Raw genomic sequence first — 23,922 nt, forward strand, 5'->3', positions numbered from 1 at the left:
CCCCGTAAAATCTCACCTTAAGCCGGCTTTTTCGCACCGCAGCACTTTTCACCGCCTTCCACGAGCTTCCCAAAAAAACTCACCTTTGTGATCAGAGACCTGGTTCACCCACCCCCGCGAATCGCCATCAGGCGGGCATCTCCGGCCCACAGCCTTCATTTGGGTCCCGAATTTCCTCACCTTAACGCCCAGAACCCTAGCCAGAGCGTCCCGAAAAGTCTCACCTTTGGGGAAATCGCCGCCCAAACCAGCTCGCAGAGCTGGCTTATCAGCCGGCGCCCTGAATCCCCTCACCTTTCGAATCGCGAGCGATTCCAGCCAGGCAGTCTCTCGGGTAGTCGACGCATGACAATCCATCTTCGCTCCCGTAAATCCTCACCTCAGCCGTCTGGATGCTCAAAAACAAAGCAAAATTGGCCAGCGAGCCCCGAAAAATCTCACCCCCGTTTCGCGTTTTCTCCCGCCACGGCTCACCAAAGCGGTTAACCACGTTAGAAAAGTCCCGAAAAACCCCGCTCGCGAGCTTCCCGAAAACCCTCACCTCGGTGTCGCTCCAACCGAACGAGTACTTATGAGGGCTGTCGGGTGCTTCGCGGCCATGAAGTCCCGCAAAACCTCACCTTTGCCCGAACCCCGCGTATACGGTGTTTCCTGAACCCGCTCACGTTCCGTCCCGGACCCGCTCACCGAGCCCCCCGAACCTCATCACTCGAGTTTCCCGCAGACTCTCACCAAGTCTCCCGCAAAGCTTCACCTTGCCGGGCTGAAAGCCCCGCCAGACAAGGGTTTGCCGCGGCGTTAACGTTTTTAACAAGGGTTCAAAGGTGTTTACTTTTATTACTCTCAACCCATGCACCCCGCGAGTCCCGTGAAACACCGGGCCTACAACCCACAGCCATTGGAGATCTATCGTGAAACACCGCGTGATCCCCGTAGAATCAAACAAAGCGCTTCTAATACAATGGCTTATTGGCTATTCTTCGTTTTGTTTCACGGAAAAAAATTGCACCGACGTGTTTACTATCGCGATTTGCCTGAAAAACTCCGTCTGTAAACGCCAATCCGTTCGCCACTGATGAATCGGTAGCAAACACTACGTAACTTGTTATGATCCATCCAATTCGAGCCACATCGAGGTAAACATGAATCTGGATCAGGAGCGGCAATCCATTCGCAATGAGCTTGAATCAATGCGTGCGCAGGGCGTGCGCCGCCAGGATCTGTCACTGCATGCCTGCAAGCGGCTCTTTTTCGACCTCGGCATCCGGCCATCGATGGCGGCCGTGCGCGATCTCACGCAAACCGGTAGCGCGAGCGACATCCCGAAAGACATCGATCATTTCTGGGAGCGCATCCGCCACGTTTCGCGGGTCAAAGTTGGCGCAGGCGCGATACCGAAGGCACTCGAAGATCGCGCCGGCGAACTGCTGGGCGCGCTATTCGAAGAAGCGGTCGTGCAGGCCAAAGCGTCGCTCGATGCCGAACGCGAAGAGATCCGCGCGCAGATCAGCGCGGCCGAACTTCGCGTACGCGACGCCGAGATTCGTCGGGATGCGGCCGACGAATCCATCAGGCGCAGCGAAGCGCGCGCCGAAGCCGCATGGGAGCGGGTTCGCGCGCTCGAAGGCCAGTTATTGAGCGCGACGACGCACGGCAGCGTTCATCTCGAAGGTATGCAGGCAACCACGCGCCGGCTCGACCAGGAAAACGAGGCGCTGCGGCAACGGCTCGAAAACGAGCAGGCCACCAATGCGGCGTTGCGCGACCGGATCGACGCGTTGCACGTCGAATTGCGGCAAAGCACCGAGCACTATGCGCAGCAGATCAAGGATGCGGTCGCCGAAGCGGAGCGGCGCGTCAAGCCGATGCTGGTCGAACTCGATTCGCTTCGCAGCATGGCCGCGACGTATCAGTCCGGCGTGCGCGACGCGAGCCGCAAGGAATTCGAGTTCATTCAGCAGATTGCCGCCGCCAAGGCGCGCGGCGACCGGCTTGACGCGCAGCTGCGCGAGCAGTCGGACGAAGTCGATGCGCTGACCAAAGAAGTCGCCGCCTTGCGTGGCCAGCAGGGCATCGATCCGGCCATCGCCGTGCTGCTTTGCTCACTGGTCACCGAGGGGCGGCTCACGAGCAAAGAGTTGAGCATGATCGGCACCGCGGCCGACGGCCACGTGACGCTGCCCGCGCGATGCCCGAAATGCGAGGAAGGTGAGCCGGAGCTGTCGCAGGTCGATCACCGTTTCGAATTGTTGTGCCCGGAATGCGAGCACTCTTCCGGCCTCGGCGAATCGCGGCTCGCGGCGGTAAACCAGTTTCTGTCGAACGATGCGTCCACCGCGCCGTCGTCCCGCTCCTTGCAGACGATGCGTTAACCAGAAACGGCCAATCCAACGGAAAAAACGTCAAAGGTGAGGAAATTCGGGAGCGTCACGGTGAGGTCTTTCAGGGCTCGCCGGCTCCCGTTTTCCTCGTAAAACGCCCGTCACGCCGGGGCTCGGCCAACGGCGCCGCCGCCGGATCGGGCTCCTGTGCCGCGGGCGAATCCTGCTGATCAATCCAAGTTTGCCACGCGCGATACAGCCGGTTCGCGGACACCGCCTGCACGAAGCCGAGCCATTGACCGACCTGTTCGGCCTCCACTCCGCTTTCGAAAAGGTCTGCCGCAAACGTGTTGCGCAAGGTTTGCGGACTCGCGCGCGATTGGCGCGAGGCGGCAATTCCCGCTGCGTCCACGAGCGCATCCACCGCGCGCAGCATCGTGGCCTTGTGCATCGGCCTGCCGGAAGGCGACGCGGGAAACACGAGGTTGCCGGCCAACTCCGTTACCCGACGTTCGGCGAGCCAGGCGTCGAGAATCGCCGTTGCGAACGGCGCGAGACGTGTGCGCCGCGTCAGCATCGGATTCGGCGACTCGATCGTGACCCACGGCGAGCCCTCTCTCACGCAACTAACCGTAAGTGCTCCCGCTTCGCCCGTCTTCAGTCCTCCGCCCAGAAACACGGCGATCAGTGCGCGGTCGCGTCGCTCTCTCCAGCGCTGCGCGGTCGACAAGGCCGGCAACGGCGCGAACAATCGCGCGATCAACGCAGTGCGTTCCGCATGCGTGAGAAACCCGGTCGGCTCGTTGTCGCGAGCATTGCGCCACGCGGCTTGCCCATCCTGAGCAATGAAACGCGCCGGGTTGATCGACGCCGATTCGATCTCGCGCACGTGGTCGAGCACCCGCTCAATAAGCCGTAAATAGCGGACCCGTTGCGTTTTGCGAATCTCGAGGCTGGCGACGAATTCGGCGATCGCGGGCGTGTCGACCGTCGCGAGGTTTTGGTGCCGCGCGTCGAGCCAATCGAGAAACTGCCCCCACTGCGCCTGATAGACCAACGCCGAAGAGCGACGGAAATGCTGCTTCGCGAGCCACGCATCGAACGCGACCTGCGGGTCGCGACGCCAGTCTTCGCGTTGCTGATCGAACAGATCGGTAGACGGCGCGGGACGGGGAACGGGGTCGGACAGATGGGGTGGTGACATGGGCATTCCTTCGGTTAGTTGCACCGTTCGGTCCGCGTATTGTAGGCGCCCACCGCGGCACGGCCGACTTCGAGGAACGGATCACAATCCGAGCCATCCCGACCTGGCGCCACCATCAGCCGCCCCACGCCCTGGCGCGCTTCAAAGGCGCATCGACCGGCCGTGGCAGCGCCGCCCGGCGCGCGGCTTCCTCGTACGCATTGACGGCAAACGCAAAAACGGCGGGCAATGCATTGGACGTACCGAAATCCACGCCGTCATCCGTTTCGGGATAAGGCAGATCGGACGGGCGCTGGAACAGCCCGAGCATCAGCGCGTCGTGCCGGCTGGCAAAACCGAGATCGGCCAGCGCCTCGGCTTCGATGGCATGGAGCAGACGCCACGTGAGCGGCACCTGTTTGACGATGTAGCGCCCAGCGATGCTGCGCACGATATGTTCGAGATCGCGCGCGGCGGTCTGGTAGCGAAGCGCGGCGAGCGTTTGATCGGTAGGGTCGGTTTTCAGGTTGTTCATTCTCGGCTCCAATCGACACGTGATACTGTACAAACATACAGTATCAGGCGCAACCTGGCCGAACGGCCTAGCCGTGAATCACCACCAGCAGCGCTTTCGCCTCGCTCTTGCCGACGTTGCGGATCGCGTGCGGTTCATCCGCGACATAGCGCGCGGTGTCCGCGACCTTGAGCCGCTTCGTCGCGCCGGCCGCGTCGATTTCGATCGAGCCGTGCAGCACGGTCAAATGCTCGCGCGTGCCAGGCTCGTGCGCGTTCGACACCAGCGCCCCGCCAGGCTGCAGCGTCAGCTCGTACCACTCGAATTTGCCGGCCAGCTCGATGGGGCCCCACACACGCAACTGGTATTTCGCTTCATGACCGCTTAGCGTAGGAATATCGTGCGGTCCCGAAACGGCGATCGCCTCTGGCGACTTCGGCGGCGCAAACAGCGAATCCAGGCTCACGCCGAGCGCGTTGGTCAGCCGCCAGGCAACCGCTATCGTCGGATTGGCCTTGTCGCGCTCGATTTCCGACAGCATCGATTTCGACACGCCGGCCGCGCGCGACAGATCGTCGAGCGTCATGCGCCGCTCGGCGCGCAGCCGCTGAATCTGCTCGCCGACGCGCGGCGGCGCCGCAATCGCCGCGTTCGGCGTTATTGCCGCGCTAGCGGAGGTGGGCGCCGCAGTGGCCGCGGCGCGGCGTGAACCCGAACTTGCCATTTCCTGACCCATCGTTTAGAGTTGTTCGATATACCGGATTTTAGTTCGGAAAAACGAAAAAATCCGATAAAGCTGACAACCGACTATAACAGGCCACCCTTCGCGCTCCCATGCGAACGCGGGCGCCGTCACCCTCAGGAGTCCCGTTCATGCGTGACCAATACCTTGCCCATCTGCGCGGCACCCTCGACCAGATCCGCGCCGACGGCTTCTACAAGAGCGAGCGAGTGATCGCGAGCCCGCAGTCGGCCGACGTACGTCTCGCCGATGGCAGCGATGTGCTGAACTTCTGCGCGAACAACTATCTAGGGCTCGCCGACGACGCGCGGCTGATCGAAGCCGCCAAGCAGGGCCTCGATAACGACGGCTTCGGCATGGCGTCGGTGCGCTTCATCTGCGGCACGCAAACCGTGCACAAGCAACTCGAGGCGGCGCTCGCCGCGTTCCTGCAAACCGACGACTGCATTCTCTATTCGAGCTGCTTCGACGCGAACGGCGGCCTGTTCGAAACGCTGCTCGACGAAAACGACGCGATCATCAGCGACGAGCTGAATCACGCGAGCATCATCGACGGCGTGCGGCTGTCGAAGGCGAAGCGCTTTCGCTACCGGAACAACGACCTCGCCGATCTCGAAGCGCGTCTGCAGGAAGCCGATGCGGCGGGCGCGCGCTTCAAGCTGATCGCGACCGACGGCGTGTTCTCGATGGACGGCATCATCGCGAACCTCGCCGGCATCTGCGACCTGGCCGACCGGTACGGCGCGCTGGTGATGGTCGACGATTCGCACGCGGTCGGCTTCATTGGCGAACACGGCCGCGGCACGCCCGAGCATTGCGGGGTGCTGGCGCGCGTCGACATCATTACCGGCACGCTCGGCAAGGCGCTCGGCGGCGCATCGGGCGGCTATGTCGCGGCGCGCAAGGAGATCGTCGAACTGCTGCGGCAGCGCTCGCGCCCATACCTGTTTTCGAACACGCTAACGCCGAGCATCGCCGCGGCGTCGCTCAAGGTACTCGAATTGCTCGCCAGTGATGAAGGCGCGCAACTGCGCGCACGCGTGCGCGAAAACGGCGCGCATTTCCGCCGCGCGATGAGCGCGCTCGGCTTCACGCTCGTACCGGGCGAACATCCGATCATTCCGGTGATGCTCGGCGACGCGCAACTCGCCGGAAAAATGGCCGATGCGCTGCTCAAGCAAGGCGTCTACGTGATCGGTTTTTCGTTTCCGGTGGTGCCGCGAGGCCGCGCGCGCATCCGCACGCAGATGAGCGCCGCGCATACGCCGGAGCAGATCGATCGCGCCGTCGACGCATTCGCGCGAGTCGGCCGCGAACTCGGCGTGATCCAGGCATAGTCGCCGCGTGATTGGAACGGAGAAGCAGATGAAAGCATTGGCAAAACTCGAACGGGGGCCGGGCCTCACGCTGACCGACGTGAAGAAGCCCGAAGTCGGCCATAACGACGTGATGATCCGGATCACGCGCACCGCGATTTGCGGCACCGACATTCATATCTGGAAGTGGGACGACTGGGCGCAAAAGACGATTCCGGTGCCGATGCACGTCGGCCATGAATACGTCGGCGAAATCGTCGAGATGGGGCAGGAAGTGCGCGGCTTTGCGATCGGCGATCGCGTGTCGGGCGAAGGACACATCACCTGCGGATTCTGCCGCAACTGTCGCGCGGGGCGCCGGCATTTGTGCCGCAACACCATCGGCGTCGGTGTGAATCGCGAGGGCGCGTTCGCCGAATACCTGGTGATTCCGGCATTCAACGCGTTCAAGATTCCGCCCGAAATCTCCGACGATCTGGCCGCGATCTTCGATCCGTTCGGCAACGCGACGCATACGGCGCTGTCGTTCAACCTCGTCGGCGAGGACGTGCTGATTACCGGCGCGGGGCCGATCGGCATCATGGCGGTCGCGATCGCGAAGCACGTCGGCGCGCGCAACGTCGTGATCACCGACGTCAACGACTATCGCCTCGACCTCGCGCGCAAGATGGGCGCGACGCGCGCGGTGAACGTGTCGCGCGAATCGTTGCGCGACGTGATGCACGATCTGCACATGGCCGAGGGCTTCGACGTCGGCCTCGAAATGTCGGGCGTGCCGAGCGCGTTTACCGACATGCTCGAAGCGATGAACCACGGCGGCAAGATCGCGCTGCTCGGCATTCCGCCCGCGCAAACCGCGATCGACTGGACCCAGGTGATCTTCAAGGGCCTCGAAATCAAGGGCATCTATGGACGCGAGATGTTCGAGACCTGGTACAAGATGGTCGCGATGCTGCAAAGCGGCCTCGATCTTTCGCCGATCCTCACGCACCATTTCAAGGTCGACGACTATCAGGAAGCCTTCGCGACGATGCTCTCCGGCGAGAGCGGCAAGGTGATTCTTGACTGGACCGCTGCCTGAGCCGGCGCCTCACCGTCTGAACGACAACGCCCGCAGCGCGCTTACGCGCCTGCGGGCGTTTTCACGAACTCGGCCTGGATGCGCACGTGAACATCGTCGCCGACGGCCGGATACCAGGTCGTCAGACCGAACTTCGCGCGGCTGAAATGACCGTCGGCGGAAAAGCCGAGCGTGTCTTTCTTGGTCAGCGGATCGGGCGCGAAGCCGTTGAAGGTGACGTCGAGCGTGACCGGCTGCGTGACGCCGCGGATCGTCAGGTCGCCGCTCAGCGTGCCGCGCGCTTCGCCGGTGCGCTCGAAACGGGTGCTCGCAAAGCGGATCTGCGGATAGCGCGCGACGTCGAGCATGCTGTCGCTTTTCACCATCTTGTCGAGCAGCGGCACGTTCGTGTCGATGCTCGCGGCGTCGATCGCGACCGACGCCGTACTGCGGTCGAGGCCGCCGTCGTTCCAGTCGAGTTCCCCCTGCTTGCGATTGAAACGCATCGTAAAGCGCGTGTATTTGAAGTGGTCGATATCGAACGTGATGCTCGTATGGTCCTGATCGATGTCGTAGCGCCCTGGCGGCACGCGCGCCTCGTTCTGACTAACCGAATGCGTGAGGACCTGGATCGGCGTGCAGGCCATCGCGCCCAGCAGCGTTGCGCCGAGAAGCGCGCGTAGCCATGCGGTGCGAACGGAGGATGGTTTCATCGAAGCGCTTCCGGTTGAGCAGTGGTCAAGCGATCTCCATCAAGATAGCAGCAAGCGTACCCTTCGCGCGGAAGCGCGAAGAAAAACTTGACGACGGAGAATGATCGTTCTACCTTTTGCCGATGACACACGATACGAATCCGACTGCCCAAAACGACGCGGCCCAGCCCGGCACGGCGCGCGAACGCCTGCTCGATGCGGCCGAGGCGCTCATTTACGCCGGCGGCATCCATGCGACAGGCGTCGATGCGATCGTGCGGCAGTCCGGCACCGCGCGCAAAAGCTTCTACACGCATTTCGAATCGAAAGACGCGCTGATCACGGCCGCGCTCGAACGGCGCGACGAACGCTGGATGAACTGGTTCATCGCCGGCACGCAACAGCGCGGCAAGGGTGCGCGCAAACGCCTGCTCGGCATGTTCGACGTGCTGCGCGAGTGGTTCGCATCGGCTGATTTTCATGGCTGCGCGTTTCTGAACGCGGCCGGCGAAATCGAATCGGCTGACGATCCGATCCGCGTCGTCGCGCGCAAACACAAAGCACGTCTGCTCGATTTCGTGCGCGCCGAATGCGACGAGTTCGCGGCGCAAGCGCAAATCGACGCGCGTCGCGCAGCACCCCTCGCGCGGCAATGGCTCGTGCTGCTCGACGGCGCGATCGCGGTGGCGCTCGTCAGCGGCGAAGCCGCTGCGGCGCTCGACGCGCAGGCGATCGGCAAGACCTTGCTCGACGCGGCAGCCAAATCCGCCGCATTCAAGCGGCCGCCATCCCGGCGCACCGCACAACCTGACTGAGGAACCATCATGGCCGATACGATCGAAACCCGCCCGCCGCTGCCGCCGTTCACGCGCGACACCGCGATCCAGAAAGTGCGCGCCGCGGAAGACGCGTGGAACACGCGCGAACCCGAGCGCGTCTCGCTCGCATACACGACGGATAGCGTGTGGCGTAACCGCGCCGAATTCGTGCATGGCCGCGTGGAGATCGTCGGCTTTCTGCGCCGCAAGTGGGCGAAGGAGCTCGACTATCGGCTGATCAAGGAACTGTGGTCGTTCACCGACAACCGCATCGCGGTGCGCTTCGCGTACGAATGGCATGACGATTCGAACAACTGGTTCCGCTCATACGGCAACGAGAACTGGGAGTTCAACGAGCATGGTCTGATGGCGCGTCGTCACGCAAGCATCAATGACCTGCCGATCCGCGAAGCCGACCGGTTGTATCGCTGGCCGCTCGGCCGGCGGCCCGACGATCACCCCAGCCTGTCCGATCTCGGTCTGTAGAGGTTCCGAGCACGTTCATCGCCGACGGCGCGCGCGCTGCGCGCCGCGAACTTCTTCACCGCGTGTTCATCAGGACGCCATCGGTTCTCCGTTATCGTGGCGGTTCCTGCTGCGGGGCACGTCGCGTGCCCGGCCGGGCCGAGCGAGTCCTAAACATTGGGCGCGCCTTCAGGTACAGTGCGCGTCGGGCGGCACGCGGATCGCCAGAACACGATGACACCGGCGCTCGACCGGTGACGGAGAAGAAATGCACTTCAGGCAGATGAACAAGAATATCCGGCGCGCCGCGGTGGCGCTTTTCGCAAGCTTCGCGGCGGTCTCCACGGCACACGCGAGCTGGTGTGACGGCGGTGTATGGGTCGACGCAATGCTCGGCTCGTATCACATCAATCCCGATCCCGATACGCACTTCGAGCAGTTCAACCCCGGGCTTGGCGTCGAATGCTGGCTGAACAACCAGTGGGCGCTCACGGCCGGGGGCTTTCGCAACTCGCTGCGTCGGCCGTCCTACTATGGCGGCGCCGTGTGGGCGCCGGAGTTCGCGCATTGGGGCATTGTGCGGATCGCGGCGATCGGCGGGATCATCTCCGGCTATAACTACGGCAACTGGGGTCTCGGCAGCAATCACACGATCGGCCCGGTGGTCGCGCCGATCGTGATGCTCGAATACAAGCGCGTCGGTGCAAACTTCATCGTCGTTCCACCGATCCCCTCTGATAATCTGCCCTTTACGATTGGTTTTCAGGTGAAGGTGAAGTTCTGACGGAGTGGTAAGCAATGAGGGCGATGGCTCTAAGGTGAGGTTTTTCGGGAGCCAAACGCTCCCGCTTCATCCGGATCGAGCCACTGCGGCGGGCGCGAGGCCTGGAATGCAGCGACGATCTCCTGGAATTCCTCACCTTTGCGAACCCGCGTCGTTCTCCTGACTCCTGGAAATCCTCACCATCCTGGAAGATCTCACCTTGGCAGGCTCGCTTCGACTTTTTGCCCTGCATTCCAGCCTACATTTCTCGCACTGGACGCTGACGCACTCCGCGCTGGCTGCTCCGAAACGCCGTTATTCGCCACAACGCTGAAGCCAGCGAAGCACGTTGTGCGCGCTTCGACGCCCCTCTTCCCCATCGCCGTTCCGACGCACACCGCGTGAGCTGTCGCACATCCCGCCCGTCGTTCCCGTAAATCCTCACCGTTGTGCGACCTCCTGGAACTCCTCACCGGTCGCGCGACCGCGTTTATCGCCGCTCAAATCGTGCAGCCATGTCGTCCCGACGTGATGCCGGGACACGCCGGGCAAATTAGCTGCACTGATACCTGCCCTGCTTTTCGGCTAATTTGACGCGACCATCTGCCGCCTTGACACTGCATAGCGTGCGAAGCCTTTTCTGAAAGGCCGCAACCCCCCAATTCAGATGCGAGCAGACATGTCTTCCGTTCAATCCCCGATCGCGGCCGGGCGCGCCACGGCAGAGTCGGATCGCGCACTCAGGAAAATCATCATTGCGTCGGTGGCCGGCAACGCGATGGAGTGGTACGACTTTTTCGTGTACGGCACCGCGGCCGCGCTCGTACTTGGGCAACTGTTCTTTCCCGCCCACGCGGACCCGCTGATCGGCACGATCGGGGCGTTTGCCGCATTTGCGATCGGTTTCGTCGCGCGTCCGCTGGGCGGCATCGTGTTTGGGCATATCGGCGATCGCTATGGACGCCGTGCGTCGCTCGTCTGGACGCTGCTGATCATGGGCTTTGCGACCTTCGGCATCGGGCTGTTGCCGACCTATGAGCACATCGGCCTGGCCGCTCCCGCGGCGCTCGCGGGATTGCGCCTGCTGCAAGGCATTGCATCGGGCGGCGAATGGGGCGGTGGCGTGCTGATGATCAGCGAGAACGCTCCGCCCGAAAAACGCGGCTATTTCGCGGCGTGGAGCCAACTCGGCGTGGGCGGCGGCAGTTTTTCCTGCACGTCGAAGCCGCTCACCTCCGGCATGCGGACGTCGAGCACGAGACAGCCGGGCACGTTGACGTCGAAGGCGCGCAGGAAATCCGCCGCGCTGACGAAGCCCTGCGACTGGATGCCGACCGATTCGAGCAGCCACGCGAGCGAGGTGCGCATGCCGTTGTCGTCGTCGACGATATAGACGATGGGGGCGGCATCGGTGACGGGAGGGCGGTCGCTTCGCGGCATTGGAATGGGCAGGCGTGTGCGTGGAAATCGCACGCGGGAATGATCGTCAGAGGGCTTTCATGATAGCGGGCCGACAAGCGGCCGCAAAACCTCGCCAACACTACCGATTCATCCTGCGATGACTGGCAAACGAACACAGGTGACTTCAACATGTCGAGCCAAGCAATACAGGCTGATGCCGGGATCGATCAAAACCGCCAGCAGTTCAGACAGGCGATGGCGCACCTCGGCGCAGCGGTCAACGTGATTACCACGGCGGGTGCTCACGGCTGCTGCGGCATCCCGGCGAGCGCGGTGTGCTCGGTCACCGATACGCCGCCGACGCTGCTGATCTGCCTGAACCGCTCGAGCGCGATGCACGCGGTGTTCGTCGGAAACCCTGATGTGTGTATCAACGTGCTGCCCGCGAGCCTCGAAAGTATCGCGCGTCACTTTGCGGGCGTGACCAGTCTTTCGATGGAGGATCGCTTCAAGCTTCCCGTCTGGGATCAGGGCGAAAACGACGTGCCGGTGCTGCGCGGCGCGCTCGCGAGCTTGCAGGGGAAGATCGTCGAAGCGAAGGAAGTCGGCTCGCACTCGGTGATGTTCGTGGAGACCACGCAGATCCGCGTGAGTGCCGATGGCGACAGTCTGATTTACTTCGACCGGAATTTTCACCGGGTGCCGAGGGCGTGGAAGGGGCAATGATTTTTCCGAAGAGCTGCCGGACCGCTCAGGCTCCGGCAGCTCTTGCGTTGTCGCTCCGGACGTGGCTCCCGTAAAACCTCACCATTGCCCGGACCTCCTGGAACTACTCACCATTCGCACTACTTCAGCAACGCCATCTGCACGACCTTGACGATCACGAGCGCGATCGCGAGCAACAGATAGCCGCGCAGAACGCCCATCCATACGCGTTTGGCGAGCGTCAGACGCGGCGGCGGCAGTTCGTCGAGCGGCGGCATACGCCATGTGTTGCGCGCTTCTTTCGTATAGCCCGGAGTCGGCTCGGCTGCGGCGGATTCGCCGCGGAGTTTGCGAAGCCCGATGCTCGCCGCATACCCGACGACAGCGAGCAACGTGCCGCCCACCAGTACTTCGATGATCGTTTCCGCCGCGATGTCCGGATATATTACCGACGCGGTCAGGATGATCGACAGCATCACGAGCACCCAGATCACCGAGCCGGTAAACAGGTTGAGCTTCTTCGAGTTGGCCCACGGACCGAGCACCGCGCGGTCGTTGCACAGCAGCAGCAGGAACACGGTCGCGCTCGGCAGCAGCACGCCGGCGAGCGTTTGCACCGCTTCGGTCAGGAGACCGAGCGGACTGCCCGGAATCAGCACCAATGCCGCGGCGGCTGCGACGATCGCGAAATACACGACGTAGAAGCCCTTCGCGTCCGACACGCTACGGTGCAGCGAATGGCGGATCTTGAACACGTCGCCGATCGCATAGGCGGTCGATAGCGACACGGCCGCCGCGCCGATCACGCACGCGTCGAACAGCGCGATCGCGAACAGCACCGCCGAGGTCCGTCCCGCGTATCTCTCGAGACCGGCGATCACACCGCCCGCGTCCGTGAAGTTGCCGAACCCGGGGCGGCCTTCGAACAGCGCGGCGCAGAACGAGATCATCGCGACCGCGCCGATCAGCACGAACACGATGCCGATCCACAGGTCGGCTTTCTCATAGTTCATGAAGCGCGGGGTGATGCGCTTGTCGACCACGTAGCTCTGCTGAAAGAACAGCTGCCACGGAGCGACCGTCGTTCCGACGATGCCGATCACGAGCAGCATCACGTCGGACAGCTTCGAATGCGCGGGCCAGTTCGGAATGAAGAAGTCGCGCGCGATCTGGCCGACCGGCGGATGAATCGACACGAGCACCGGCACCAGCAGCAGGCTCAACACGCACAGCGCGACCGCGAAACGTTCGAAGCGGCGGAAGTCGCCGGTGCTGACGGCGGCCATCGTCAGCGCCGCGGCGATGCACACGCCCGCGATCTTCGAGACGCCGAAGAAGTCGAGCACGAACGTGATGCCGATGAATTCCGTCACGATGGTGAGCGCGTTCAGCAGGAACAGATCGACGACGCTGAACGCGCCCCAGAACTTGCCGAAGCGCTCGAAAATAAGCCGCGCGTGGCCCACGCCCGTGACCGCGCCGAGCCGTAGCACCATCTCCTGATTGACGAACAGCACTGGAACCAGCAACAGCATGGTCCACAGCAACGTGGTCCCGTAGTTCTGGCCTGCCTGCGTGTAGATGCCGAATGCGCCCGCGTCGTTGTCGCCGACCATCACGATCAGACCGGGGCCGAGGATCGCGAGCAGCGTGCGCAGGCGCGCCCACCAACTGGTGCGCGGCGCGATGTCATGGTGAGCGATCGTGCCGAGCGCGCCCTTGATATCGCCTACGTGTGCCGAATCGAGCACGGCGCTGCGCGCGGAGGAAAAGTTCGTCGGAGTAGACATGTCGTTCTCTCCTGGTTGTATTTGTCGGAGGCCGGATCGCGAAACGCTATGCCACGCGCGACATCACGCGACGGCAGAAGGCGATAAACGGACGCGATTCGCGCGGGTGCAACACGAGCAGAGCGTCGTAAAACGCGCGCGATTCCTGTACGCGCGGGAACTTCGAAAGAAGCAGGCCGAATTGCATTGGGTATCTCCGTGCGCCGGTTTCGACGCGCTGGTGGAAAGCCAGCAGACACGGAGGCCGCGTATGTCCGGGCGCGGCGGTGGAGGTCTACTTGCTTTCCTCAGTTAATAGAACAGGGAAGCGGCATAAGGGATAACTGTCACTGCCGGGCATGGCGACTCCTTGTTGGTGTGAGGCGTGTATGAGCGATTGATACGTTCGCTACGCACGTTGCACCACACGTGTTTATCCACGCGTTCACGCGCACTGCGTTGACGCGCGCGCAAACGCGACCGCAAGCACGAGGCTCGCGATGCGGCGCCGTACCAACGCAGGGACGCGTTTGAACGCGGCGTTCCTGTCATGCGGATACGACGTTACGTTAGGTGCACGGGAAGAGACTGCGGCGCGCACCGTCTGCCTGCTGGCAAGACGGCGGCTGATGAAGAGAGCGCGGACGTCCTGCCGGTCAGGCAGCGAAACTGTTCGAAAGTCGGCTACTGCAGGTGTCCAAGGCGTGAGCCCCATTGATGATGATTCTTGAATTCTAGGGTTCGCTTTCCGCCGAGGTCAACCTGTTTCTTAAGCAGAGCGGAGAAAATGTGCGGCACGCAACGCCGCGCGCCGTGAACGACGTGCGGGTCGAGGCCGATAGAGGGAAGGTCGAACAGGCGGCATCGATCCATCCGGCCGATGCCGCTACACATGCTTACTGATTGGCGCGCCGTCGCACGGTCAGCCGGTTATGCACGCTTCTGACGCCGCGAACCGATCGCGCCGCGTTGCCGGCTTGCCCGATTTGCGATTGCCGCGGCACGGTGCCGCTCAGCGTGACGATGCCGTGTCGCGATTCGACACGGATGTTCGCCGAATTGAGATTCGTGGTGCGCGTGAACGCGCGGCGGACGTCGCGGACGATCGCGCTGTCGGACCGGTTAGCGTTCCGGTTCGAAGCCGCTGGGGCCGGCTGGCTTTGCATCGACGCATTGTTCGGCATCTCGCGCGTCTGAGCGTTCGCATAAGTCGCGCAAGTCGCGATGGCCACCGCGAACATTGCGCCGAGGATTTTTCTCGCGCCGTTTGTTTTCATCCTTCCTCCTTTGCCGGTTTGTCAGGAACTGCCGTTCGAGCCGCGTGTTGCCAGCGTGGAAGAGGCGACGCAACGCACTGGCGCCTCGCGACGAGTAATCGACCGTCGGCTCCGATTATATTCTGCGGCGCCGCGTCGATATCGATAGGTGAGAAGATTCGGGAGCGGCCGAGGTGAGAATATGCGCACCTGTACGCGCACTTCAAAACTAAAGGTGAGGGTATTCGGGAGTCGCCTCGACGGTCCGGCAAGTTGCGAATGGTTTCTTTGGAAACATGGTTCCCGTCAGACGCGCAATGCGGTGAGGCCGTATCGCAGGAAGCCGGCGAGGGCGCCCGTCGGTTACTGGTTGCGCCTGATCGAATGATGGCGGCGCGTGCGGCACGCGAAAGGTGAGAACTTTCGGGAGTGGCCCGCGGGCGGGTCTTTTGCAACTAACCGGCCGTGCCAGAAGCGAAATAAACCGCGCGGCAAGCGGCGTGCGGCAATGCGCGCGTTTTGCCTGTCAGCGATAGGTGAGGATATTCGGGACCCGTCGATGCCGTATCTGTCGGCCCCATGCCTTATCGGCGTGCAAAACCCGCTTCATGCAGTCGCCAATCATTGCATCCATCGCGTCGACCGCTCGCCGGCTGTGTAACGTAAGTCGTTGAATGTCCAGGCGATCTGCCGCTTACGCGGCCCGCATCGGCGACGCGAACCGGCTGCGTTCGATTAAAGGTGAGGATTTTCGGGAGCGGCGTGCAAGAGCCGCTCCGCGCGCGCTGAAATGCCTCCTCGAGCCCTCTTTTCACCGCGAAGGTGAGGCTTTTCGGGAGCACTGGCGACGCTACCTGACGCCGATTCACCGCCATTTCGTGCCAAAGGTGAGGCTTTTCGGGAGCGGCAGCACTCGCCAGCGATCACCCGTTCAGGCCGATTTCGCGATATCGCGGATGTCCGCGACCGGCGTCTGCCCGAAAGCATCGCTAAGCGCGTAGTCGATCAACCGCGCCGCGGATTGCTCGGGCGTCGACAGTTGGCCGTTGCGCTTCAGGTCTTCGAAGCGCTGGCGCATCGGGAATTGCTCTTCGCCGCTCCCGCGAATTTGCGCCTGCATGTCCGTATCGATCACGCCCGGCGCGAGGCTGCAGATGCGCAGCGCGCGAGTCGCGTCGAGCGCAACGGCGCGCGCGTGATGATCGAGCGCAGCCTTGGTCGCGCAGTAGATGCTCCAGCCCGGATACGCGTTGCGCGCCGCGCCGCTCGAAATGTGCACGATGCGCCGATCTGTTGCGTCGGCGGCCGCGGCGGCGAGCGCGCTCGCGAGCATCAGCGGCGTCGCGACGTTCAGGCTCACCGCGTCCGCGACGTCCGCCGCGTTCTGCCCTTCGATGGGCCCAATCGGTTCCACCGTGCCCGCATTGTTGATCAGCAGCACCGTCTGCGCGCCGCGCACGAAGTTGCTCAGCGCGTCGGTGGCGATCCATTGCGCGACTCGCGCAGGTTCGGCGAGCGGCAGCTCGATCTCTTCGAGCTGCGCGGCAAAGCGCGCCTTTAGCGCCGCATTGCGCGAGCGCGACAGACCCAGCACCGTGACGTCGCGGGCGAGCAGTTGTTCAGCGAGCGCCGCGCCCAGGCCGCGCGTATGGCCAGTGACGATCGCGCGAATTGGAGAAGAGGAGGTCATGTCGTTCCTTGTGAGCGTTGTCTTGCAGAATCGACGATTTTCTCACGCCGTATTCAGGCCGACCGAAAGCGCTCGCGATACTGCATCGGCGTCACGCCAAGCCGCTTCGTAAACACGATGCGCATGCGGTCGGCGGTGCTGAAGCCGCAATCGTAGGCGATCGTCTTCAGCGCCGCGGCGCTGCTTTCGAGCAGCTTGCGCGCCGCATCGACGCGCGCGCGTTCGACGAATTCATGCGGCGTTACGCCGGTTTCCTGCACGAACACGCGCGCGAAGTTACGCGCGCTCATGCCCGCGACGCTGGCGAGTTGCTTGACGGTGAAGCTGTCATGGATTCGCGCCATCACGTGCGCCTGGACTTTCGCGGCGGGCGAGGTGTCGTCGGCGGGCGCGGTCAGATAGGGGCTGAATTGCGACTGGCCGCCTTGCCGCTGCGCGAACACGACGAGCCGTTTGGCGACCGCGAGCGCGGCATGCGGACCATGATCCTCGGCCACTAGCGCGAGCGACAGATCGATGCCGGCCGTCACCCCCGCCGACGTGACCAGCGGCCCGTCGCGCAGATAAATGCGATCGAACTCGACCCGCGCGCGAGGAAACTGCGCGGCGAGTTGCGCCGCGTGCTGCCAGTGCGTGGTCACATGCCGTCCATCGAGCAGGCCCGCGTGACCGAGCGCGAATGCGCCGGTGCAGATCGAGCCGTAGCGGTCGCAACGCGTCGCGACGTCAGCGAGCCAGTCGAGCAGGCGCGCGTCGGGCACTTCGTTGTGCGGCAGAGCGGGGCCGCCGGCGACGAGCGCGAGATCGAACGGTTCGCGCGCCTGCTCGAAGGTCGCGTCCGCCACCAGCGTCATGCCGTTCGACGCGCGCAACGGCGCCGCGTCGGCGGCCAGCAGCTTGACCTCGTAGTGCTGCGCGGGCGCGACGAAGCCGTTCGCTTCGGAGAACACGTCGACGGGACCGGCGACGTCGAGTGCCTGCACACCTGGAAAGATCGCGATCGCGACGGTGGGCATCGAATGACTTCCTTTGACGGGGAATGTGAAGGACATGCCGCGGCAGTCAACGCTGTGCGTTTGGCAGTGTTCAACGGCTCGCGGCGATTGTTCGCGGCGTCGCGCTAGCCAATACTGGGTTGGTCGGACGCGCGGTCTCACACCCAGGCGACAGGCATCCACATCACGGCGCGGACCAGCATACCAAAACGCGCTTTGAAGCCGCGCCGCGTCCCGTTGATCACTTTCACTTTCGCATTCGAAGGAGTACGTCGCATGGCTACGACGATCGCAGGTATCCGGATTCCCGACAGCATGATGGCGCGCGAAGCCACCGAACTCGTGCGCGACACGGAAACGGAGCTTCTCTATCACCATTCGCGGCGCGTGTTTCTATTCGGCGCGCTGGCCGGGCAGCGCAAGCAGTTGAAGTACGACCCCGAGCTGCTGTACATCGGCGCAATGTTTCACGACATGGGGCTCGTCGCGCCGCATAGCAGCAAGCACGAGCGCTTCGAAGTGGACGGCGCGAACGCGGCGCGCGATTTCCTGCGGCGGCATCGGATCGGCGAAGACGATATCGAGCAGGTATGGACCGCGATTGCGCTACACACGACGCCAGGCATCCCGCAGCATATGAAGCCGGTGATCGCGCTCGTCACCGCGGGCGTCGAAATGGATGTGCTTGGCCTCGCCTACGACGAATTCAGCGAGCAGCAGCGCGAGGAAGTCACGCACGCGCATCCTCGCGGCCCGCACTTCAAGGAAGGCATCATCGATGCGTTCACGCACGGCACGATCCACAAGCCGCACACGACGTTCGGCAACGTGAAGGCCGACGTGCTCTCGCTGAAAGACCCGCATTATCATCGCGAGAATTTCTGCACGATGATTCTGGGTTCGGCGTGGAAGTCGTGAACGCCTGCTTGCGGCAGAAATGAGGTAGCGCAATGATGCATCGCAGATGCGATGCATGGAGTGAACGGTGAAAAGCGCTACTTTCCCGTCGGTGCGGGTCGAGCCCGAACTGCGGGCCGCGGCCGAGGACGTGCTGCAGGAAGGCGAAAGCCTGGCCAGTTCGCCTGCTGAAGCGAAGCAAACCGGAGACTACGTGTCGGCCGACGACGTGCTCGCCGGCCTCGAAAGGCGGCTCGGCGAAGCAAAAGCCCAGGTCCCGCGCGAAGGCGACGACAGCCAAACCGTGACCGTGCTGGCGGTGCGCCATCAGCTAGAGGATCATTATCACTGATCGAACTTCCGTCGCCGCCCCATGGTCATCAAAAACCTTCTTCGCAAACTCGACCTCACCACGCTGCAGCTCTTTCTCGCCGTGTTCGAAGAGGGCACGCTAACGCGTGCCGCTGAGCGCGAGGCGATCGCAGTGTCCGCCGCCAGCAAGCGGCTGGTCGAACTCGAACAGGCGGTCGGCGCGTCGCTGTTCCAGCGCAACGCGCGCGGCATGACGCTGACGCCGGCCGGCGAAACGCTGCTGCATCACGCGCGCCGGGTGCTGCGCGACATCGAGAGCATCGGCATCGAACTGGCCGGCCATGCTAGCGGCGTGCTCGGCTATGTGCGGATGATGGCGAACCTGTCGGCGATCGTCGAATTTCTGCCCGAAGATCTGCGCGCGTTCCAGTCGCTGCACGAGCGCGTGAAGGTCGATCTTGAGGAGCGGCCGAGCGGCGGCGTCGTCAAGGCCGTCGACGAAAGCCTCGCCGATCTCGGCATCTGTTCCGGTGACGCCGATACGCGCGAGCTGCACGTCGAACACTACCGGCGCGATTCGCTCGTGATCGTGATGCGCGACGATCATCCGCTCGCGGCACGCGCGAGCATCGCGTTCGCCGAAACGCTCGATGGCGATCACGTCGGCCTGCATTCGGCGAGCTCGATCAACGCGCGTACGCACCTCGCCGCGCGTCAGGCCGGCAAGCCGCTACGGCTGCGCATCCACGTGCCGGGTTTCGATGCGGTCTGTCGGATGGTGCAAGCCGGCATGGGCGTCGGTGTGCTGCCGCAGAAGGTGTATCAGCTGATGGGCCGCCCGCTCGGCCTCGTCGGCACGGCGCTCGACGACGATTGGGCCGAGCGCGGCCTCGTGCTCGTCGTGCGTGACGTCGATGCGTTGTCGCCGGTGAGCCGGCTGCTGTTCGATCATCTGCGCATGGTCGAAGCGCGCGAAACGGCAGCGGACGCTCAACCCGAACCCGCTCCGATCGCCACCGAACCACCGCGCCGCTCCCGCAGCCGCCGCTGAGCGTTCGCCGTTCGCGAACGGTCGTTGGCGAATTGCGGTTGGACGTCGCCACCACGCCGCTTCTAAGCTGTCTCCCAATACGAAACGAGTTCGGAGACAGCAACATGGGTGGACCACTGCAGGGTATTCGCGTCGTCGAGATCGGCACGCTCATTGCCGCGCCGTTCGCCGCGCGACTGATGGCCGAGTTCGGCGCCGACGTGATCAAGATCGAAGCGCCCGAAACCGGCGATCCCCTTCGCAAATGGCGCAAGCTGCATGAAGGCACGTCGCTGTGGTGGTATCTGCAGTCGCGCAACAAGAAGTCCGTCTGCGTGAATCTGAAATCGGCCGATGGCGTCGAGATCGTCAAGCGCCTTGCCGCCGATGCCGACGTCGTCATCGAAAATCTGCGTCCCGGTGCGCTCGAAAAGCTCGGCCTCGGCTGGGACGTGCTGCACGCGCTGAACCCGAAACTGACGATGGTGCGCATTTCCGGCTACGGCCAGTCCGGCCCGTATCGCGACCGGCCAGGCTTCGGTGCGATCGGCGAAGCGATGGGCGGCATCCGTTACACGACCGGTGAAGTGGACGGCGCACCGGCGCGCGTCGGCGTGAGTCTCGGCGATTCACTCGCGTCGCTGCACGGCGTGATCGGCGCGCTGATGTCGCTGCTGCGCGTGAAGACGGGGCAGGGCGAAGGCCAGGTGGTCGACGTGTCGCTGGTCGAGAGCGTGTTCAATCTGATGGAAAGCCTCGTGCCCGAATACGACCTGCTCGGCCATGTGCGCGAGCGCAGCGGCGGCGCGCTGCCGGGCATCGCCCCTTCGAACACCTATCGCACTGAGGACGACGGCTATGTCGTGATCGCGGGCAACAGCGATCCGATCTTCAAGCGGCTGATGCATCTGATCGGCCGCGCCGATCTCGCGGACGATCCCGCGCTCGCGCACAACGACGGCCGCGTGAAGCAGGTCGCGATGCTCGATCAGGCGATCACCGAGTGGACCTCGCATCACGCGACCGAAGACGTGCTGGCCGCGCTCGAACGCGCCGCAGTGCCGGCGGGCCGCATCTATTCGGTGGCCGACATCGTCGCCGATCCGCATTACCAGGCGCGCGACATGTTGCTGCAGGCGCAATTGCCGGGCGGCGCGTCGGTGAAGATGCCGGGCATCGTGCCGAAGCTGTCGGACACGCCGGGCGAAGTGCGCTGGCAAGGACCGACGCTCGGTGAACACACCAGCAGCGTGCTCAGCGAGCTTGGATTCGCGAGCGAAGACATCGAGCGGCTTCGTCGCGAGGGAGCGGTGCAATGAATTCCATGATCTTTTCCACGCGCGAGGGCGCGTCATTCGACCGACTGATCGTGCAGGAAGTCGCCCCGCGCGATGGCCTGCAGATCGAACCCACCTGGGTCGAAACCGCCGACAAGATCGCGCTGATCAACGGGCTATCCACATGCGGATTCACGCGTATCGAAGCGGGCTCGTTCGTGTCGCCGAAGGCGATTCCGGCGTTGCGCGACGGCGAGGCGGTGTTCCAGCAGATCGAGCGGCAACCCGGCGTGATCTACGTCGCGCTGGTGCCGAACCTGAGGGGCGCCGAGCGCGCGTTGTCCGCGCGCGCCGACGAACTGAACCTCGTGATGTCGGCGAGCCAGACGCATAACCGCGCGAACATGCGCATGAGCTGCGAGTCGTCGCTCGCGGCGTTCGACGATATCGTGCGTCGCGCGCTGGCCGCGGGCGTGCGGCTCAATGCGACAGTGGCGACCGCGTTCGGCTGTCCGTTCGAAGGCCGCATCGACGAAGACCGCGTGATCGGCATCGTCGACGCATATCGCGAGATGGGCATCGAAGGCATCACGCTCGCCGATACGACCGGCATGGCGAATCCGCGTCAGGTCGCGCGGCTCGTCGCGCGCGTGCTCGAAACCCTGCCGGCCACGGCGCTCACGCTGCACTTCCATAACACGCGCGGTCTCGGTCTCGCCAACGTGCTTGCCGCGTATGAATCCGGCGCGCGCCGCTTCGATGCGGCGCTCGGCGGCCTCGGCGGCTGCCCGTTCGCGCCGGGCGCCTCAGGCAACATCTGCACCGAAGACCTCGTGAACCTGTGCGACGAAATGGGCATTCCGACCGGGATCGATCTGCCGAAGCTGCTCGCGCTGTCGCGCGGCTTGCCTGCGTTGCTCGGCCACGACGTGCCGGGGCAAGTCGCCAAGGCAGGCCGCAATTGCGATTTGCATCCGGCGCCCGACTACGTTCGGCAGATCTGAACCGAACCCCGACAAACAACCCCTCAACCGATCAAACGACCGGACGGCACCGCCGAATCCGGCATTGGAGACAAGCATGAGTGACCTGGGCGCAGTGGCGGGCAGTACCCGCGAACATGGCGCGGACGATCTCGCGGCGATCGTCCGCAAAGTCGCGTGGCGGCTGATGCCGCTCATCATGATCTGCTATCTGTTCGCGTTCTTCGACCGCATCAATATCAGCTTCGCGAAGTTCCAGTTGCAAAGCGATCTGGGCTTGTCCGATACCGCGTACGGTCTCGGCGCGAGTCTGTTCGTGATCGGCTACGTGCTGTTCGAGGTGCCCAGCAATCTGTTCCTGTACAAGGTCGGCGCGCGACGCTGGATCGCGCGGATCATGATCTCGTGGGGACTCGCGACCGCGGCGATGGTGTTCGTCAACAACGAATGGCAGTTCTACGGGCTGCGCTTCGTGATCGGCGCGATGGAGGCGGGCTTCGCGCCCGGCGTGCTGTACTACCTGACGCTGTGGTTTCCGACCGAATATCGCGGCCGCATCACGTCGATGCTGTTTCTCGCGTCGGCGTTCTCGGGACTGGTCGGTGCGCCGCTCGCTGGGCTCGTGATCGGCCATATGGACGGCGTGCTCGGCATGCCAGGCTGGCACTGGCTGTTCCTGCTCGGCGGCTTGCCGTGTGTGGCGCTCGGCCTGCTGGTGCTGAAGCTGCTGAAGGATCGCATCGACGATGCGGGCTGGCTGTCGTCGGCGGAGAAGAGCTTGCTCGCCGGGCAGATCGCGCAGCAAAGCCGCCCGGCGCCGACCGGCCATTCGCTGCTGGGCGCGCTGAAAACGCCGGGCTTCCTGACCCTCGGGCTCGTGTACTTCCTGATTCAGATCGCGTCGTACGGTCTGAATTTCTGGGCTCCGCATCTGATTCACGTGGCGGGTACGAAGAATCCCACCGTGGTCGGCCTGCTGACGGCGGTGCCTTATGTGTGCGGCGCGATCTGCATGGTGGTGGTCGGGCGCCTGTCGGACGCGACCGGCGAGCGGCGCAAGTTCGTGTTCGGGCTGCTGTTGATGTCGGCGCTCGGCTTCTTCGCCGCGGGCTACTTCGACAAACAGACCGCCTTGCTGGTGGTCGCGCTTGCGGTGATGGGCGCGGGCGTGGTCGCATCGATTCCGGCATTCTGGGCGCTGCCGCCCAAGCTGCTGACGGGCGCGGGCGCCGCGGGCGGTATCGCGTTGATCAACACGCTCGGACAACTCGGCGGGATCGTGAGCCCGGTGATGGTGGGCCGTGTGAAGGATCTGACCGGCAGCACGACGCCGGCGCTGTATGTGATCGGTGCGATGAGCGTGGTGTGCGCGTTGATCGTGCTGTATGGGCTGCCGGAGTCGCTGCGCAGCCGTGAAACGACGCAGTAAATCTATGTGCAGGGCGCGGTCGTTCGCTTGCATCAGGCGACCTGCCGCGCCGCTGCCCGCTCCCGCATCCGCGAACGATAGGCCTGCCGCATCAATCACTTGGCAGGCCTGTGCGCAGGTTGTCCACAAGCTTGTTCCCAAATTATGTGGACAACTGGTCTTCGAGGTTGGTCCGACTGATACGGCATCCTTGCCAAGCGCGCTCGCCGCTATCACGGACTCCGTAGCGACGCTCGCTGCCTACGCGTGCACCGCGCGCGGATAGTTCTCACGCTTCAAGCACTTAGGCTCGCTGTGCGAAGGT

Annotated in this window: 21 protein-coding genes and 2 pseudogenes; 14 read left to right on the forward strand and 9 right to left on the reverse strand. The window is 63.7% G+C overall.

What is annotated here, in order from left to right:
* Positions 1-1,142: 1,142 nt before the first annotated feature.
* Positions 1,143-2,372 (forward strand): DNA-binding protein, encoded by a 1,230-nt coding sequence (locus tag ACLFKU_RS08235; RefSeq protein WP_410848731.1) that lies wholly within the window; start codon positions 1,143-1,145, stop codon positions 2,370-2,372.
* A 70-nt stretch (positions 2,373-2,442) separates the two neighbouring features.
* On the opposite strand, the gene ACLFKU_RS08240 is transcribed toward ACLFKU_RS08235, so the two are convergent.
* From ACLFKU_RS08240 to ACLFKU_RS08250, 3 genes are all read right to left on the reverse strand, one after another.
* Positions 2,443-3,525 (reverse strand): tyrosine-type recombinase/integrase, encoded by a 1,083-nt coding sequence (locus tag ACLFKU_RS08240; protein WP_410848732.1) that lies wholly within the window; start codon positions 3,523-3,525, stop codon positions 2,443-2,445.
* A gap of 115 nt (positions 3,526-3,640) precedes the next feature.
* Positions 3,641-4,039, reverse strand: coding sequence for a DUF2471 family protein (locus ACLFKU_RS08245; RefSeq protein ID WP_368583466.1), 399 nt, complete (start codon positions 4,037-4,039; stop codon positions 3,641-3,643).
* A 67-nt stretch (positions 4,040-4,106) separates the two neighbouring features.
* Positions 4,107-4,754, reverse strand: coding sequence for a helix-turn-helix domain-containing protein (locus ACLFKU_RS08250; protein WP_410848733.1), 648 nt, complete (start codon positions 4,752-4,754; stop codon positions 4,107-4,109).
* Positions 4,755-4,891: 137 nt separating this feature from the next.
* Here ACLFKU_RS08250 and ACLFKU_RS08255 point away from each other — a divergent pair, with 137 nt between their 5' ends.
* A complete protein-coding gene (locus ACLFKU_RS08255) occupies positions 4,892-6,097 on the forward strand; it encodes a glycine C-acetyltransferase (protein WP_368583468.1) in 1,206 nt (401 codons plus the stop codon).
* A gap of 28 nt (positions 6,098-6,125) precedes the next feature.
* The gene (gene tdh, locus ACLFKU_RS08260) at positions 6,126-7,157 is read left to right on the forward strand and encodes an L-threonine 3-dehydrogenase (RefSeq protein ID WP_176378814.1); all 1,032 of its coding nucleotides are present in this window, start codon (positions 6,126-6,128) and stop codon (positions 7,155-7,157) included.
* Between the two features lie 41 nt (positions 7,158-7,198).
* Here tdh and ACLFKU_RS08265 read toward each other — a convergent pair whose 3' ends face one another.
* Positions 7,199-7,849, reverse strand: coding sequence for a YceI family protein (locus ACLFKU_RS08265; protein WP_410848734.1), 651 nt, complete (start codon positions 7,847-7,849; stop codon positions 7,199-7,201).
* A gap of 122 nt (positions 7,850-7,971) precedes the next feature.
* Between ACLFKU_RS08265 and ACLFKU_RS08270 the strand changes: the two genes are divergently transcribed.
* From ACLFKU_RS08270 to ACLFKU_RS08285, 4 genes and pseudogenes are all read left to right on the forward strand, one after another.
* Positions 7,972-8,643: a TetR/AcrR family transcriptional regulator gene (locus tag ACLFKU_RS08270; RefSeq protein ID WP_410848735.1), complete on the forward strand. Its 672-nt coding sequence runs from the start codon at positions 7,972-7,974 to the stop codon at positions 8,641-8,643.
* Between the two features lie 9 nt (positions 8,644-8,652).
* Positions 8,653-9,132, forward strand: a complete 480-nt coding sequence (locus tag ACLFKU_RS08275; RefSeq protein WP_410848736.1) for a DUF1348 family protein — start codon at positions 8,653-8,655, stop codon at positions 9,130-9,132.
* Positions 9,133-9,379: 247 nt separating this feature from the next.
* The gene (locus tag ACLFKU_RS08280) at positions 9,380-9,895 is read left to right on the forward strand and encodes a hypothetical protein (protein WP_152852699.1); all 516 of its coding nucleotides are present in this window, start codon (positions 9,380-9,382) and stop codon (positions 9,893-9,895) included.
* Positions 9,896-10,553: 658 nt separating this feature from the next.
* Positions 10,554-11,078 (forward strand): annotated as a pseudogene (locus ACLFKU_RS08285) (MFS transporter); the annotation flags it as partial.
* Here ACLFKU_RS08285 and ACLFKU_RS08290 read toward each other — a convergent pair.
* A pseudogene (locus ACLFKU_RS08290) lies at positions 11,078-11,314 on the reverse strand (response regulator transcription factor); the annotation flags it as partial. The pseudogenes ACLFKU_RS08285 and ACLFKU_RS08290 overlap by 1 nt on opposite strands.
* A gap of 150 nt (positions 11,315-11,464) precedes the next feature.
* Between ACLFKU_RS08290 and hpaC the strand changes: the two are divergent.
* The gene (hpaC, locus tag ACLFKU_RS08295; RefSeq protein ID WP_410848737.1) at positions 11,465-12,001 is read left to right on the forward strand and encodes a 4-hydroxyphenylacetate 3-monooxygenase, reductase component; all 537 of its coding nucleotides are present in this window, start codon (positions 11,465-11,467) and stop codon (positions 11,999-12,001) included.
* Between the two features lie 119 nt (positions 12,002-12,120).
* On the opposite strand, the gene ACLFKU_RS08300 is transcribed toward hpaC, so the two are convergent.
* The 4 genes from ACLFKU_RS08300 to ACLFKU_RS08315 form a co-directional block, all read right to left on the reverse strand.
* Positions 12,121-13,770: an NRAMP family divalent metal transporter gene (locus tag ACLFKU_RS08300; RefSeq protein ID WP_410848738.1), complete on the reverse strand. Its 1,650-nt coding sequence runs from the start codon at positions 13,768-13,770 to the stop codon at positions 12,121-12,123.
* A gap of 875 nt (positions 13,771-14,645) precedes the next feature.
* Positions 14,646-15,026, reverse strand: coding sequence for a BON domain-containing protein (locus ACLFKU_RS08305; protein ID WP_410848739.1), 381 nt, complete (start codon positions 15,024-15,026; stop codon positions 14,646-14,648).
* Positions 15,027-15,936: 910 nt separating this feature from the next.
* A complete protein-coding gene (locus ACLFKU_RS08310; protein WP_410848740.1) occupies positions 15,937-16,695 on the reverse strand; it encodes an SDR family oxidoreductase in 759 nt (252 codons plus the stop codon).
* Between the two features lie 53 nt (positions 16,696-16,748).
* Positions 16,749-17,711, reverse strand: coding sequence for a GlxA family transcriptional regulator (locus ACLFKU_RS08315; RefSeq protein ID WP_410848741.1), 963 nt, complete (start codon positions 17,709-17,711; stop codon positions 16,749-16,751).
* A gap of 255 nt (positions 17,712-17,966) precedes the next feature.
* Between ACLFKU_RS08315 and ACLFKU_RS08320 the strand changes: the two genes are divergently transcribed.
* The 6 genes from ACLFKU_RS08320 (at position 17,967) to ACLFKU_RS08345 (ending at position 23,618) form a co-directional block, all read left to right on the forward strand.
* On the forward strand, positions 17,967-18,608 hold the full coding sequence (locus ACLFKU_RS08320) for an HD domain-containing protein (protein WP_410848742.1): 642 nt from the start codon (positions 17,967-17,969) through the stop codon (positions 18,606-18,608).
* A gap of 67 nt (positions 18,609-18,675) precedes the next feature.
* Positions 18,676-18,939, forward strand: a complete 264-nt coding sequence (locus ACLFKU_RS08325) for a YlcI/YnfO family protein (RefSeq protein WP_368583478.1) — start codon at positions 18,676-18,678, stop codon at positions 18,937-18,939.
* A 21-nt stretch (positions 18,940-18,960) separates the two neighbouring features.
* Entirely contained in the window at positions 18,961-19,950 is a 990-nt protein-coding gene (locus ACLFKU_RS08330) for a LysR family transcriptional regulator (protein WP_410848743.1), read from the forward strand.
* A 104-nt stretch (positions 19,951-20,054) separates the two neighbouring features.
* Entirely contained in the window at positions 20,055-21,248 is a 1,194-nt protein-coding gene (locus tag ACLFKU_RS08335) for a CaiB/BaiF CoA transferase family protein (protein ID WP_368583480.1), read from the forward strand.
* Positions 21,245-22,210, forward strand: coding sequence for a hydroxymethylglutaryl-CoA lyase (locus ACLFKU_RS08340; RefSeq protein ID WP_368583481.1), 966 nt, complete (start codon positions 21,245-21,247; stop codon positions 22,208-22,210). Before ACLFKU_RS08335 ends, ACLFKU_RS08340 begins: the two co-directional genes overlap by 4 nt.
* 76 nt (positions 22,211-22,286) lie before the next feature.
* A complete protein-coding gene (locus ACLFKU_RS08345; protein WP_410848744.1) occupies positions 22,287-23,618 on the forward strand; it encodes an MFS transporter in 1,332 nt (443 codons plus the stop codon).
* Positions 23,619-23,922: the final 304 nt, after the last annotated feature.

Origin of the sequence: Paraburkholderia sp. EG304 (assembly GCF_046543485.1) — a bacterium.
GTDB classification, from domain to species: domain Bacteria; phylum Pseudomonadota; class Gammaproteobacteria; order Burkholderiales; family Burkholderiaceae; genus Paraburkholderia; species Paraburkholderia youngii.

What these genes read in the sequence shown, in the direction of transcription:
- ACLFKU_RS08235 (WP_410848731.1), top strand. Translation starts at nt 1,143, where the DNA reads ATGAATCTGGATCAGGAGCGGCAATCCATTCGCAATGAGCTTGAATCA.
- ACLFKU_RS08240 (WP_410848732.1), bottom strand. Translation starts at nt 3,525, where the DNA reads ATGTCACCACCCCATCTGTCCGACCCCGTTCCCCGTCCCGCGCCGTCT.
- ACLFKU_RS08245 (WP_368583466.1), bottom strand. Translation starts at nt 4,039, where the DNA reads ATGAACAACCTGAAAACCGACCCTACCGATCAAACGCTCGCCGCGCTT.
- ACLFKU_RS08250 (WP_410848733.1), bottom strand. Translation starts at nt 4,754, where the DNA reads ATGGGTCAGGAAATGGCAAGTTCGGGTTCACGCCGCGCCGCGGCCACT.
- ACLFKU_RS08255 (WP_368583468.1), top strand. Translation starts at nt 4,892, where the DNA reads ATGCGTGACCAATACCTTGCCCATCTGCGCGGCACCCTCGACCAGATC.
- tdh (WP_176378814.1), top strand. Translation starts at nt 6,126, where the DNA reads ATGAAAGCATTGGCAAAACTCGAACGGGGGCCGGGCCTCACGCTGACC.
- ACLFKU_RS08265 (WP_410848734.1), bottom strand. Translation starts at nt 7,849, where the DNA reads ATGAAACCATCCTCCGTTCGCACCGCATGGCTACGCGCGCTTCTCGGC.
- ACLFKU_RS08270 (WP_410848735.1), top strand. Translation starts at nt 7,972, where the DNA reads ATGACACACGATACGAATCCGACTGCCCAAAACGACGCGGCCCAGCCC.
- ACLFKU_RS08275 (WP_410848736.1), top strand. Translation starts at nt 8,653, where the DNA reads ATGGCCGATACGATCGAAACCCGCCCGCCGCTGCCGCCGTTCACGCGC.
- ACLFKU_RS08280 (WP_152852699.1), top strand. Translation starts at nt 9,380, where the DNA reads ATGCACTTCAGGCAGATGAACAAGAATATCCGGCGCGCCGCGGTGGCG.
- hpaC (WP_410848737.1), top strand. Translation starts at nt 11,465, where the DNA reads ATGTCGAGCCAAGCAATACAGGCTGATGCCGGGATCGATCAAAACCGC.
- ACLFKU_RS08300 (WP_410848738.1), bottom strand. Translation starts at nt 13,770, where the DNA reads ATGTCTACTCCGACGAACTTTTCCTCCGCGCGCAGCGCCGTGCTCGAT.
- ACLFKU_RS08305 (WP_410848739.1), bottom strand. Translation starts at nt 15,026, where the DNA reads ATGAAAACAAACGGCGCGAGAAAAATCCTCGGCGCAATGTTCGCGGTG.
- ACLFKU_RS08310 (WP_410848740.1), bottom strand. Translation starts at nt 16,695, where the DNA reads ATGACCTCCTCTTCTCCAATTCGCGCGATCGTCACTGGCCATACGCGC.
- ACLFKU_RS08315 (WP_410848741.1), bottom strand. Translation starts at nt 17,711, where the DNA reads ATGCCCACCGTCGCGATCGCGATCTTTCCAGGTGTGCAGGCACTCGAC.
- ACLFKU_RS08320 (WP_410848742.1), top strand. Translation starts at nt 17,967, where the DNA reads ATGGCTACGACGATCGCAGGTATCCGGATTCCCGACAGCATGATGGCG.
- ACLFKU_RS08330 (WP_410848743.1), top strand. Translation starts at nt 18,961, where the DNA reads ATGGTCATCAAAAACCTTCTTCGCAAACTCGACCTCACCACGCTGCAG.
- ACLFKU_RS08335 (WP_368583480.1), top strand. Translation starts at nt 20,055, where the DNA reads ATGGGTGGACCACTGCAGGGTATTCGCGTCGTCGAGATCGGCACGCTC.
- ACLFKU_RS08340 (WP_368583481.1), top strand. Translation starts at nt 21,245, where the DNA reads ATGAATTCCATGATCTTTTCCACGCGCGAGGGCGCGTCATTCGACCGA.
- ACLFKU_RS08345 (WP_410848744.1), top strand. Translation starts at nt 22,287, where the DNA reads ATGAGTGACCTGGGCGCAGTGGCGGGCAGTACCCGCGAACATGGCGCG.